Here is a 12,864-nt window from a genome sequence, read left to right on the forward strand (position 1 = left end):
GAGACTGTTGACGACAAAATTAAGCAGGTGCTCTTCCTCTATCTCGCTGTCTGCTTGGGTTGACTGCACATCCTCTCCAAGCAGACGCTTACTCTAACCCGATGTGATCGACTGAGTATCGTTCCAGTTCGTTGAAGTGAGATTTCTTCGACTGGGGAACGGCTTTTTCGAGGTCGTAGCGGTTGACGACGGTTGTGTGGCCGTCTCGTGTCGAGAAGAACTCGTCTTCGTCCAGTTCCGGATTCACGTCGACGGTGTTTTCGTCGACGTACTCGTGCAGTTCACTGGCGATGTCTTCGGCGGCGGACAGCTTGTTTTCCGTGTGTTCGGGGTCGAAGTTCAGATACTCACTTTCGTCGAAAGGGATGACTTCGCCGTCACTGTCACGGGGGAGACTGCCGTCCTCGTAATAGTACTCCTGTTTGAAATGCTCCCATGTGTAGATGTCTTTCGCGACTGGTGTCGTGGTTGGGTCGAGATACTCCTCGAACGGCGCTTGCAGTGTTTTACCGGCACTTGCCGCGTCTTCGAGACGCTGGCTGAGTTCTCTCGGCTCGAAGCCGAGGTACACGCTCCGGTCGAACCGCCCCCCATCGTGTACCTCCCGCCGGAGATCGTCCCATGTGTATTCGCCGACCCGTACAGGCTCGTCAGTCAGGTTCCCCCCACCGTTGACCTGATCTGACTCACCTCCCCCAGTATCATCGATAGCCATTGTTATTCATCTCCAGTTAGGCAGGAAAAAACTTTATCCCCACCAAATGTCGATGAAAAAGAAGTTCCGGTTGTTCGTATCACGGTCTCCTTACGGTAGTAAGTGGACCATACTGAATGTTTCGCCGAGATTAATTGTCAATTAAGGAACGATTCGATCCGGGCCATCGCTTCTTTGAGATCGTCGAGACCGGTCGCGTACGACACTCGCAGGTGGCCCGACCCGCCCTCACCAAAGGCAGTTCCGGGTACGACTGCGACCCGCTTTTCTTGCAGCAGACTCTCGGCGAACTCGCCGGCATCGTCCCATGGACATTCCGGGAACGCGTAGAAGGCTCCAGCCGCCGGGAAGCAGTCCAGTCCCATCTCTTCGAAGCGTGTGAGGACGTACTTCCGTCGGCGGTCGTACTGGGCGGCCATGTCTGTGACCTCGTCGCGGCAGTTGTCCAGCGCCTCGATAGCGGCGTGCTGGGCCGTCGTCGGGGCCGAAAGCATCGAGTACTGATGGATACGGTTCATCGCCTCGATGGCCTCCGGCGGGGCCATCGCGTACCCGAGTCTGAACCCCGTCATGGCGAACGCCTTCGAGAAGCCGTTGAACACGACGGTCCGTTCACGCATCCCAGGGAGGGTAGCGATAGACGTGTGGTCGTGTTCGTACGTGAGGTCGGCGTAGATCTCGTCGGCGAACACGAGCAGATCGTTTTCGCGGCAAAAGGCCGCGACAGACGCCATCTCCTCGGCCGTCATCGTCGCTCCGGTCGGATTGTTCGGGTAGCAGTACACGAGGGCGTCGGCCTCGGCCGCACCGGACGATTCCAGCACCTCTCGGGTGAGTTTGAACTCGTCTTCCGCGCGTGTCGGAACGTCGATAACGTCGATACCGGCGAACGTCGCGCCAGGGATGTACGAGACGTAGCAGGGCTGGGCGATAGCGATCGAGTCACCGGGGTTTAGCAGCGCCCGAAAGGCGAGGTCGAGCCCCTCGCTCGCGCCCGCCGTGACGAGGATTTCCTCGTCCGGGTCGTACTGCAGATTGTGTGTCGACGCCTCGTAGTCCGCGATGCGGTCCCGGAGTTCCCGCTTCCCGCGGTTGGCTGTGTATGATGTCTGGCCGCGTTCGAGCGACGCGATAGCGGCTTCGCGGGCGGCCCATGGGGCCGAGAAGTCCGGTTCCCCGACCCCGAGCGAGATGATGTCGTCCATCTCCTCGGCCAGTTCGAAGAACCGCCTGATACCCGAGGGCGGCACGCTGTCGACCCTGTCCGCTGCTTCGAATGTCATGGTGAGACGGACAGGCGGTCGTCGTCGTCGTGGTCGTCGAACTCCATCCCCTGCTCCTTGTACGACTCCATGATGTAGTGGGTTACCGTCTGCGTGATCTCGGGAATCGGCGCGATTTTGTCGCTGATGAAATGCGACACTTCGCGCATCGAATCGCCCTCGACCTCCAGATCGAAGTCGTAGTCACCGCTGACGAGGCGAAGCGAAGTCACTTCCGGAAACTTCGCGATCCGGTCGGAGATGTCGTCGTAGCTGGTCTCACGGTCCAGCGTGACGTTGAGTTCGACGGTGGCGCGAACGCGCTCCTCGTCGGTCTCGACGGCGTTCCAGTCGACGACTGCCCCGTAGCCGCGGATAACACCTGCCTCCTCGAACTCCTCGATAGCCTCGGCTACCTCGCTCTCGGAGTAATCAGTCAACCGAGCGATGTCCTCGGTCGTGTAGCGAGCGTTCTCCCGTAGCAGGTCGAGTATCTCGCGGCGACTGCTCATACAGTGCCAGGAGAGTGACGCGGACAAAAGCCTTGCTCAATAGTGAGAGAGCATCACACCATTCGGTCGGAAATACACCAGACAGTTTTAATATCTCTGACGGTTAGGTGTCGACTAATGTTCGAAGAGGGTGGCCAGCGGGCTGGTTCTGACACGGGATGGGCACACATCGCGAACCACGACAAGGCGGCGACGGTTATTGACACGATACTCCGCCTCGATGCGGACGAAACGTATACGAAAACGGCCTTGAGCGAAGCAGCCGGTGTGCCGCTGAAGACGCTGTACCTCGACGGGACGCTCGAAGAACTGGTGACGGTCGGATTACTGGAAAAACACGAAGCGGAGGGGAAAGAGACGCTGTTCTCCGTTGACGACGGGAGCGCCGCGTTCGAGGCAGCGAAAGCCTTCGATACTGCGGCAGCGACGTCGGAAGAAGCGGACAGTTGAGCAAAAAGCGGTCGTCTCGGAAGTCCGTGTAGCGCGTCCGTGGACTTTTAGCGGCGACAGTCGTAGTAGGGAGCGATGGTTTCACTCGATTCGGAGTCCGACGTGCTCGGGCGTGGGGACGAAGCACCGCCGTTCGAACTCTCGGGAGCGGACGGGGCGACGTACTCACTGTCGGATTTCGCGGACAGGGACGCGCTACTGGTCGTATTTACCTGCAACCATTGTCCGTACGCGAAAGCGAAGATTGACGAGCTAAACCGGCTCGCGACGGAGTACGACGACCTCGCTGTCGTCGGGATCAATGCCAACGACCCCGAGGAGTACCCCGACGACTCCTTCGAGCGGATGCAGGAACTCGTCGAGCGCGGCGAGATACAGTACGACGCGTATCTGTTCGACAAGACCCAGGAGGTCGCGGCCGCGTACGGCGCCCGCTGTACCCCCGATCCGTTCCTGTTTCACAACGACGGCGGGACGTTCAAACTGGCGTATCACGGCCGCCTCGACGACGCGCCGAACCCGGACGACGAACCCAGCGAGCGGGAGATGGCCGCACACGTCGAAACGTTGCTCGATGGCGACCAGATTACAGCCGCTGAAAAACCGTCCAGAGGCTGTTCGATAAAGTGGAAGCCCGGCAACGAACCGGCGTACTGGGACGCCTGATCGGGGCGGCCCAGCGTGAGCAGTGCCTTCGAGACGAGTACGTCGCCCGGAGTGAATCGGTGACCCAGAAGACGTGTGTTAATCAAGACATTCCTAGCTACGGCTACTTTTATGCAGTGGTGAGACAGCCGTCAGCATACATCATCAAAAAGCTCATCCACGGCGCGGAGACGGTCGTCGGCGAGATGCTCGAAGATCGGTCGACCGAGGCTGCCTTCTGGCAACCCAGACCGTAGAGCCCGTCGTTAGATTTCGTCCAGCGACTCGAACCCGCTCCAGCACTCACAGTCGAGGTCGTCGATGGACGTGACCTCGTCCGGGAGCGAACTTATCGGCATCCCGTCGTCAAACTCGTCACACTCCTCGATGTGGATAGAAAAGTCGCTACTCGACATGATTGGCATAGTAAGTAATACGCCGTAGTACTGCAAAAATCCTCGGAATCGAGACGGTCCGGGACATACCCTGAGAACAGGTCACACAGAGGGAGTCGATCCGGACAGTGTCTCATTTTCGAGCGGTTCCTGATTGAATGTTAACATCTGTTAAGGGAACGCTTATTTGTTGATGGCTTTATGGTTCCTGATACGATACAGTACGCAATGAACTCCGGGAGTGGGACAGTGGACCAGCCTCTGAGCGAGGCCGCGTCCGTATTGGTGCTGGCACGCGGTTCGAGCGACGCCGAACGAAAGGGGTGTGCCGGGTTCTTGACTGAACAGGGGGTCAGTGAGTCGAAGGCCATCTGTGTCACAGTGTCTGAGTCCCCCGATTCTCGCCTCTCGCTGTGGCAGCAGCACCTCGACGACGAGATGCCCGAAGAGGCGATTATCGTCGACGCCGGCAGCGAGTTACCGGCTAACTCGCAGGCAGCGGCGTCTGGGGCATTTCCCTCATTGACGCTTGATACGCTTCCCGCGACAGTGGAGCCGATAGACATCGGAGCGGCCGTCTCTCGCCATCTCGGTCGACTGGAACAGGCAGATGCACCGCTGCTTCTGTGCCTGCATTCGCTTACCGGACTGCTTGAGTCCTGGGAACGCGACCGCGTCATCGCGCTGGTGACTGCGTTGAACCGACAATGTGCCGAGATGGACGTCTCCGGCCACCACCACATGGACCCGGAGGCCCATACGGAGGAGACAATCGAGATGTTTCGGCCGCTGTATGACGTCGTGTACGAGTACCTCCCGGACCACGGCTGGACCGTCACAGCGTCGAAAGACACGGAGGAGACGCCGACGTTTCGGGACACCGTCACCCCGCCCGGCGGCGTCAAGAAAGGCGACCCGGAAGAACCCGAAACGATTCCGATACCGTACTCGTTTGACCAGGTTCTGGAACTGATCTCCGCCCCGCGGCGACGCAGTCTCCTGTATCACCTGAAGGACCGGTCCGAAAACGAGATCCCGCTGGACGAACTCGTCGACCGCGTCCACGAACGCGAGAAGTCCATCCCGGCCAGGACGACGCCAAAGTCACGCGACGAAGTGGGCGTGTCGCTGGCACACAATCACCTGCCGCGGCTGGACGATCTGGGGATTCTCTCGTACGAGACAGCGGGAAACACCGTCGAGTACTACCCCAATCCCGCGCTGGAGTCAGTCATCCAGTACGTCGAGCGCCTCGAACTCGGCTAGCTCCGGTCCGGACCCACTCATTTATGTCGCCGCTACCGGCATAGCCCGGTATGGACGAAACCCCGCTCCCCAAGGTCACAGAGCAGTTCGCCCGGACACTGGCGCCAGCCAGCGACCCAGTCATCGAGCAGATGGACGCTAAAGCCGACCGGGAGGGGTTCCCGACGGTCGGCCCCGCAGTCGGCGGGTGGCTCCGCCTCGTCGCCCGAATGGTCGACGCCGAGCGCGTCTTCGAGTTCGGCTCGGGGTTTGGCTACTCGGCATACTGGATGGCGCCCGCGGTGTCCGACGACGGGCAGATCGTCCTGACGGAGATTGACGCCGACGAACTGGAGGAAGCCCGAGAGTTCCTTGACCGCGGCGGGTTCGCCGACCAGGCCGCCTTCGAACACGGGGACGCAATCGAAACCGTCGAGAGTTACGACGGCCCGTTCGACGTAGTGCTCGTCGACAACGAGAAACACCGCTACGTGGAGGCCTTCGACGCTGTCCGGGGGAAAGTCCCGGTCGGTGGGGCCGTGGTCGCCGACAACATGATCGAGGCCGGGCCGCTGGAGTTCGAGGAGGTACGGGCGTTGCTGGACGGCGACGGCAGCGACGCTAACGAAGCGAGTCGCGGTATCGCCACCTATCTCGAACGCGTCGGCGACGACCCGGCGTTCGAGACGGGGCTGCTGCCGCTCGGCGAGGGCGTCGCTGTGAGCGTCCGCGTGGAGTGAGCAAAGCTGTATCGACACGCTCCGATTCTCGCCGACGAAAATGCGGGTGCATAGCTTATGTATGAGGACACACAACTCAGCGGCAACGCTGGTCCTAACGAATGAGTCTGATGATAGATATTCGGAAGCTCGGGTTGTTCAATCAGATGGCTAAAGAGGGCGGTAACACCGTTGCGAACCACCTCAGCCAGATGACAGGGATGGAGACGGAGATGGAGATCACGAAGATCAACTTCATCGATATCCCCGATATCAAAACACACGTCGGCGACGAGAAGCAGATCGGTATCAGTATCGAGATGGTGGAAAAGCCCCACGGGCACATCCTGTTCCTGTTCAACGCCGCCAGTGCGAAGGACCTCGCCACCGGGATGATCGGCGATATGGGGGAAACGGACCCCAATGCCGACGGCTTCACCGACATGGAACGCTCGGCGATTCAGGAGATCGGCAACATCATGACCAGCGGCTTCATCGACGGCTGGGCGAACGTCCTCGATACCACCATCGACATCTCCACGCCGAACTTCACGTTCGGCCCCGGGAGTGGGATGGTGGACCAGCTCGTCGGCGACCGGGACAACGAGATGGCGCTGATGTTCGATTCCCGCGTCCACGCGCTGGAGTCTAACATCAACGTGAAAGTGTACACGTTTCCGGAACTGGAAGAACTGGTCGACCTGATGCAGGAAATCGAAGTGTAAGCAGACGTGTGCGAACGGGGCGGCGAGCACTGCGGATGAACTCCTTTTCCCTCATGAAAGATTTAGCAGTGTTTCTTGTATCGTGAGCCCCTGCATCATGATATGCCAGGAGGCAGCCCGCAAACTCTACGACCGTTCCTGTGGCGTGCAGAAACACTGTATCCGGACACGGAAGTCGTCTCTCGTACCCACGAAGGTATCGTCCGTCACGACTACGCCGAATACGCCGAACGGACGGCGCAGCTAGCGAACGCGATCGAGGAAGCCGGCTACGGCGACGGCGAACGGCTCGGGACGTTCTGCTGGAACCACAGCCGGCACTTCGAGACGTACTTCGGGGTACCGGGAACCGGTGCACAGCTACACACTATCAACCCGCTCCTGCCCGACGAACACATCCAGTACATCGTCAGCGACGCACAGGACGAGCTCATTTTCGTCGACGAATCGCTCCTGCCGAAGCTCGAAGGTGCCGCCGCCGATGACCCCGAGTCCTTCGAAACGGTCGAGCAGTTCATCGTGATGAGTGAGTCCGTCCCCGAGACGGACCTCGATGCCGTCGCCTACGAGTCGTTCATCGCCGACCAGCCGACGGAGTACGACTGGCCCGAACTGGAGGGAGAACGGCCCGCAGGCCTCTGTTACACCTCCGGCACGACCGGACGGCCGAAAGGCGTCGAGTACACCCAGCAGATGCTGTGGAGCCACACGATGGCGATTCAGTCGCCACAGGGGATTCCACTCGACGACGACGACGTCATGATGCCCGTCGTCCCGATGTTCCACGTCAACGCGTGGGGACTCCCGTTTTCCGCAACTGCGGGCGGGGCCAAGCACGTCTACCCCGGTCCACAGCCGGAACCGGCAGACCTCGCGAAGCTCATCGAAGAGGAGGACGTCACCGTCACCGCCGGCGTCCCGACCGTCTGGCTGGGACTGATGGAGTACATCAAGGAAAACGACGTCGACCTCTCGTCGCTCGAACGGCTCATCGTCGGCGGCAGCGCCGCGCCCGAAGCGATGATCCGATTCTTCGACGACCGCGACGTGGAACTCGTCCACGCCTGGGGGATGACCGAGACGGCCCCGGTGGGTGCGGTGGCGTCTCTGCGGAGCGACCTGGAGGACGCCGACTACCAGACGCAACTGGACAAGCGGGCGAAGCAGGGACTCATCGCGCCCGGGCTGGAGTTCCGTGTCATCGACGACAACGGCAACGAGGTCCCGCACAACGGGGAGGACTTCGGCGAACTCCACATCCGCGGGCCGTGGGTGACGACGGAGTACTTCAAGCGGCCGGAAGCGAACGAACAGGAGTTCGAGGACGGCTATCTGAAGACCGGCGACGTGGTGTCCGTCGACGAGGACGGCTACATCAAGATCGTCGACCGGGCGAAAGACGTCATCAAGAGCGGTGGCGAGTGGATCTCCTCGCTCGAACTGGAAAACGAACTGATAGCCCACGACGACGTGAACGAAGCGGCGGTCATCGGTGTCCCGCACGAGCGCTGGCAGGAGCGCCCACTCGCGATGATCGTTCCGACGGCCGACGCCGACGAGGAGACGCTCGGTGATGAACTCCGGGAGCACATCCTCGATTCCTACCCCAAGTGGTGGGTGCCGGACAACTTCGTCACCATCGACGAGGTCCCGAAGACGGCAACCGGGAAGTTCGACAAGAAGTCGCTCCGCGACGAGTACGCCGACGAATCACTCGTCGAGGGCCGCGTCCCCGACGACGCCGCACCGGAATAGGGGAGCAAGCTCGTCTCCGGCGAGCTAACGGTTACTGGACGCCAGTGACGAGATTCCGGACTTCGGTCCGATAGGTGTCGGGCTGGAGTCCGAGGTCGACATCGACGGTGACCGTAATGCCGTCACTCAGGGCGTTTTCGACGACCTGCTCGAAGTTCTGTGCCGGGTACGCGCCCCCGGAGATGACGACGAAATCGCCGTGGTGCCAGACGGCGAACATCGCCGAGATGTCGATGTCGCTGGCCGGTATCTCGACAGCCTCGTTCTCGGTCACGTCGAACGAAATCCCCTCGAAGGGGTACACGGCGGACAGTTCGACCGTCTCGGCCGTCTCGCCGGTGTCGATATCGATGGTTCCCTCGCCGGTTTTCTCGATGTCGGTCAGTCCCTGGGCCTCCATCTGCTGTTCGAAGCTGTCGCGGGCGTTCGTTCTGACTTCCGCCAGCAGTTCCTTGCGACCTACGCCAGCCGGGAGATTGTCCAGATCGGGGCTGAAGTCGACGCGGGTGGCGAAAAACACGGAGAGCGCAGTCTGGACCTGATCGAGGGTACGACTGGCGACGCGTTCCTGTAGCTGTTCGTCGACGTACTGGACCGTACTGGAGACAGCCTCGACCGAGACCGGGCCGTAGCTCCGGTCGAACACTGTTTCCGAGGACTGGTCCGTTCGCGTCCAGCCGCCGTCTTCGAGGCGCTGTTTCGGAACGTCCGGTGGCGGTGCCTCGGCCGCGGCCAGAAACGAACATCCCGCAAGCCCGGCGGTTCCGAGGGTGGCTCCGGCAAGCAGGTAGTCTCGACGGTTCATGCCCGAGGAAGGCCACAGCCATGGAAAAGCGTGCTGGCCGATTATCAGGAGTTTCCGGGAAACAACTATGGCGGTGTTTGGCAGAGTTCCACGGAGTATATCAGTACACAAACCATGATAGTCCCCATGGATCTGCTATCCGAGAAACTCGTTCCGGAGCACGCACGCGAGGTCAAGGAGGAGGCTCGGGAGTTCGCCGCGGAGCACATCGAACCAGTCGCCGGTGAGTACTACGCGTCCGGGGAGTATCCCTGGGATGTGCTCGAAGCAGCCAGGGAGGCCGGCCTCGTCGCACAGGATATCGGCGAGGAGTGGGGCGGGAGCGGCTACGACCTCCAGCAGATGCTTGCGATGGCGGAGGAGCTGTACAAGGCCGACGCAGGGATCGCGCTGACGATCCAGCTCGCCAGCTTCGGGGCAGAGATCGTCGAGGACCACGGCGCGGACTGGCAGAAAGAGGAGTTCCTCGAGCCCGTCGCCACCGGCGACCAGCTTACCGGCCTCGCCGTCTCCGAGCCAGAGACGGGGAGCGACCTCGCCGGGATGACGACAGCCGCCGAGAAGGACGGCGACGAGTGGGTACTCAACGGCGAAAAGTACTGGATCGGCAACGGCGTCGAGGCCGACTGGGTGACGCTGTACGCCAAGACCGGTGACGATCCGAACGACCGCTACGGGAACTACTCGATGTTTATCGTCCCGACGGACGCCGACGGCTACCACGCCGAACACATCCCCGAGAAGATGGGCTTCCGGGCCTCCAAGCAGGCTCACATCGTGCTCGACGACTGCCGGATTCCGGAGGAGAACCTGATCGGCGTCGAAGGGGCCGGCTTCTACATGCTCGCCGAGTTCTTCAATCACGGCCGCGTCGTCGTCGGCGGCCACGGCATCGGCCTCGCCGCGGCGGCCATCGAGGAAGCCTGGGAGTTCGTCCACGACCGCGAGGCCTTCGGCAAGACCGTCGACGAGTTCCAGGCGGTCCAGCACAAACTGGCCGACATGCAACTCGGTCTCCAGTCCGCCCGAACGCTCACCTGGCACGCGGCCGAACGCGTCGCCAACCAGGAAAACGCCGGCTACTGGGCCGCACTGGCAAAGACCAATGCGACCGAAGCCGCGATGGACTGTGCGGAGAAAGGAATGCAACTACACGGGGGCCGGTCGGTGCTGACGGAGAACCGCATCTCCCGCGTGTACCGCGACGTCCGAATTCCGGTCATCTACGAAGGGGCCAACGACATCCAGCGGAACCTCATCTACAAGCAGGCCCCGATGTAACCGAGAGGGCTCAGTCGATCACTGTCGATTGGTTGATTGCGTCGCAAACGACGTATTTTTCGCTGGAACACCACCCTACGAGTGTTCTGACAGCCCTATACAAACGATCCGACACCACCCTACAAGTGTTCTATCACCCCCTACAAGTGTTCTATCACCCCCTACAAGTGTTCTATCACCCCCTACAAGTGTTCTATCACCACCCTGCAAGTGTTTCCAGTACGACTACAACCGGACCAGAACAGTGGACAGGTGTTCACACACCACCCTGCAAGTGTTCGCACGGGGTATGCGTCGTACGGGGGTGCGCGAGCGTCTGAGATTCCCGAAAACACCACCCTGCAAGTGTTTTTGAGACGTTGTTCGGAGTTCCGATGCACCACTCTAACACCACCGTGCAAGTGTTTCCCGCACTGGGAGCGACAGACGAGAGCCCACGGGAACACCACCCTGCAAGTGTTCAGAAAAGCCCGTTTTGAGCGGTTTTCCCGGTGAATTGGTGTTGACACCACCCTGCAAGTGTTTTCGAAACGGAATACCGGGAGGCTGTGGTGGAAACGGACGGACACACCGGTCTGCAAGTGTTCTACACACTGCAGCGGAGGGTAACTGCCACACAATCGCTCGGTAGCACTCCGGGTTCAGGTCTATGTTGGCACACACACACACCACCCTGCAACTGTTCTGGACGGCACAATAGAGGAACTGCCACTGAACACACACACACCACCGTGCAAGTGTTCTGCCGTGTGAGCCGGTGGGGGGAGGGGAGCAAATACGCTGGCTACGTGAACTGCCAGAGGTTCTGTTGCTCGTCGTCGGTCGTGTCCGGTGCCTCGAACTCGGTCGCCTCGTCTTCCAGATAGTGTTCGAGTATCCCGTTGACGTTGCTCGGCACGGCATCGCTGTAGGATGACTGGAGCGCGGCGTTGATGATATCGGTCGCGTCGTCGGTGACCTCGTAGATGTACTTGCGCCCGCCCTTGCGACCGAGGTTGCGTTCGGCCGAACGGACCAGCCCTTGCATGGAAAGCTGGTCGAGGAACTCGTAGATCTTGCGCTCGGATTTCACGCGGCGGCCGCTCGACTCCGCAATCGAGGAGTAGAGGTTGTAGATCCGCTTCGTCGACGCCTCGTGTTTCGGTTCGATGAGCGCAAGCGTCGTCGCGAGATACGTCAACGCCTGCTGTGAACTCAGGTCGTGCTCGAAGTAATCCAGCAGTTCGTCGGTTTCGATGGTGTCTGTCGCCCGTCGCGTATGCGCTTCTGTCACACCATCCGCGCCCTCCATCCGCGCGTACTCCCCTGCCTTTTCGAGGATTCGGAGTCCCTGCCGAACGTCGCCCCGTTCCTGTGCCGAGAAGGCCGCCGCCAGCGGAACGACGTCTTCGCCGAGCACGTCCTCCCGGAACGCGATGTCGGCGTAGTAGCCCAGAATGTCCCGGAGTTCGGTCGCGTCGTACGGGCCGAACTTGATCTCTCGCTCCCCGAGCGTCGATTTCACTTTGGGTTCCAGCACGTCGACGAACTTGAGGTCGTTCGAAATCCCGATGAGTCCGACCTTTGCATCGGTGATCGGCGTGTTCTCGTTCGCTTCGGCCCGCGGCAGTTCATACAGGAAGTCGTTCCGCGCGTCCGCCGGAATGTTGTCGATCTCGTCCAGAATAATGAGGACGTTCCCACCCACGGCCTCGATCTCCTCGTAGAGGAACTCGAAGACGCTGTCAGTGCTGTAGCCGCTCTCGGGGAGCTGGTTCTCCGGATCTCGGAACTCGTTGACGAGCGTGTTGACCAGCGCGTACGCCGACCGGTAGTTCCGGCAGTTTATCGGACCGACAACGGTGAGCGGGATGTCCTCGGCCTCGGCCTTCTCTTCGAGTTTGTCCCGTACCCACTTCGTAACGGCAGTCTTTCCGACCCCCGTTGGGCCGTAGACGAAGACGTTGTTGGGGTCGTGGCCGACGATGACGTCCTGAAGCGCGTTGATGTAGAACTCGATCTCCTCGTCGCGGTGAAAGATCGTATCCGGCGTGAACGTGTCTTTTTTCAGCGGTTGCTTTCGTTCGAAGATCGCGTCAGTCCCATCGAACGGGTTCTCGTTCACGTCGACCATCGTACGCCACCTTTTGAATGATTCTATATAAAACCAGTGACCACCGTACAAGTGTTTCAAGTGTTTTCACGCCGAACAGTCACACACCACCCTGCAAGTGTTTCTTCGATCCCTCTAGAAAACAGCCACGAGCAGTCTGCTGCACCGACCCTTCATCTAGAACACTTGAGTCCTGCGATTCTCGACTGTCTCGTTCTGGACCGAATCTAGAACTAGTACTACTATTATATATTTTATGGTGA

Annotated in this window: 12 protein-coding genes and 1 pseudogene; 7 read left to right on the forward strand and 6 right to left on the reverse strand. The window is 60.4% G+C overall.

Annotation, left to right across the window (positions count from 1 at the left end):
* Positions 1-106: 106 nt before the first annotated feature.
* The 3 genes and pseudogenes from VI234_RS18400 to VI234_RS18410 form a co-directional block, all read right to left on the reverse strand.
* A pseudogene (locus VI234_RS18400) lies at positions 107-715 on the reverse strand (secretion system protein); the annotation flags it as partial.
* A 137-nt stretch (positions 716-852) separates the two neighbouring features.
* Positions 853-1,998: a pyridoxal phosphate-dependent aminotransferase gene (locus tag VI234_RS18405; protein ID WP_008313375.1), complete on the reverse strand. Its 1,146-nt coding sequence runs from the start codon at positions 1,996-1,998 to the stop codon at positions 853-855.
* Complete coding sequence (locus tag VI234_RS18410; protein WP_008313373.1) at positions 1,995-2,489, reverse strand: Lrp/AsnC family transcriptional regulator; 495 nt, start codon at positions 2,487-2,489, stop codon at positions 1,995-1,997. Before VI234_RS18410 ends, VI234_RS18405 begins: the two co-directional genes overlap by 4 nt.
* Before the next feature lie 117 nt (positions 2,490-2,606).
* Between VI234_RS18410 and VI234_RS18415 the strand changes: the two genes are divergently transcribed.
* A complete protein-coding gene (locus VI234_RS18415) occupies positions 2,607-2,939 on the forward strand; it encodes a hypothetical protein (RefSeq protein ID WP_008313371.1) in 333 nt (110 codons plus the stop codon).
* A gap of 75 nt (positions 2,940-3,014) precedes the next feature.
* Positions 3,015-3,605: a thioredoxin family protein gene (locus VI234_RS18420; protein ID WP_008313369.1), complete on the forward strand. Its 591-nt coding sequence runs from the start codon at positions 3,015-3,017 to the stop codon at positions 3,603-3,605.
* Between the two features lie 245 nt (positions 3,606-3,850).
* Here the strand turns inward: VI234_RS18420 and VI234_RS18425 are convergent, their stop codons facing one another.
* A complete protein-coding gene (locus VI234_RS18425) occupies positions 3,851-4,009 on the reverse strand; it encodes a hypothetical protein (protein WP_014040640.1) in 159 nt (52 codons plus the stop codon).
* 198 nt (positions 4,010-4,207) lie between these two features.
* On the opposite strand from VI234_RS18425, the gene VI234_RS18430 reads away from it, so the two are divergent.
* The 4 genes from VI234_RS18430 (at position 4,208) to VI234_RS18445 (ending at position 8,423) form a co-directional block, all read left to right on the forward strand.
* On the forward strand, positions 4,208-5,245 hold the full coding sequence (locus tag VI234_RS18430) for a DUF7504 family protein (protein WP_336330862.1): 1,038 nt from the start codon (positions 4,208-4,210) through the stop codon (positions 5,243-5,245).
* A gap of 50 nt (positions 5,246-5,295) precedes the next feature.
* Positions 5,296-5,964 (forward strand): O-methyltransferase, encoded by a 669-nt coding sequence (locus VI234_RS18435; protein WP_336330863.1) that lies wholly within the window; start codon positions 5,296-5,298, stop codon positions 5,962-5,964.
* A gap of 101 nt (positions 5,965-6,065) precedes the next feature.
* Positions 6,066-6,668 (forward strand): chemotaxis protein CheC, encoded by a 603-nt coding sequence (locus VI234_RS18440; RefSeq protein WP_023843310.1) that lies wholly within the window; start codon positions 6,066-6,068, stop codon positions 6,666-6,668.
* Positions 6,669-6,770: 102 nt separating this feature from the next.
* A complete protein-coding gene (locus VI234_RS18445) occupies positions 6,771-8,423 on the forward strand; it encodes a long-chain fatty acid--CoA ligase (RefSeq protein WP_008313357.1) in 1,653 nt (550 codons plus the stop codon).
* A gap of 31 nt (positions 8,424-8,454) precedes the next feature.
* Here the strand turns inward: VI234_RS18445 and VI234_RS18450 are convergent, their stop codons facing one another.
* Positions 8,455-9,228 (reverse strand): DUF6517 family protein, encoded by a 774-nt coding sequence (locus VI234_RS18450; RefSeq protein ID WP_008313355.1) that lies wholly within the window; start codon positions 9,226-9,228, stop codon positions 8,455-8,457.
* Positions 9,229-9,354: 126 nt separating this feature from the next.
* Here VI234_RS18450 and VI234_RS18455 point away from each other — a divergent pair, with 126 nt between their 5' ends.
* Complete coding sequence (locus VI234_RS18455) at positions 9,355-10,509, forward strand: acyl-CoA dehydrogenase family protein (RefSeq protein ID WP_008313353.1); 1,155 nt, start codon at positions 9,355-9,357, stop codon at positions 10,507-10,509.
* A gap of 784 nt (positions 10,510-11,293) precedes the next feature.
* On the opposite strand, the gene VI234_RS18460 is transcribed toward VI234_RS18455, so the two are convergent.
* A complete protein-coding gene (locus tag VI234_RS18460; RefSeq protein WP_008313351.1) occupies positions 11,294-12,622 on the reverse strand; it encodes a Cdc6/Cdc18 family protein in 1,329 nt (442 codons plus the stop codon).
* Positions 12,623-12,864: the final 242 nt, after the last annotated feature.

It is taken from the genome of Haloarcula sp. CGMCC 1.2071, from assembly GCF_037078445.1.
Taxonomy (GTDB): Archaea; Halobacteriota; Halobacteria; order Halobacteriales; family Haloarculaceae; genus Haloarcula; species Haloarcula amylolytica.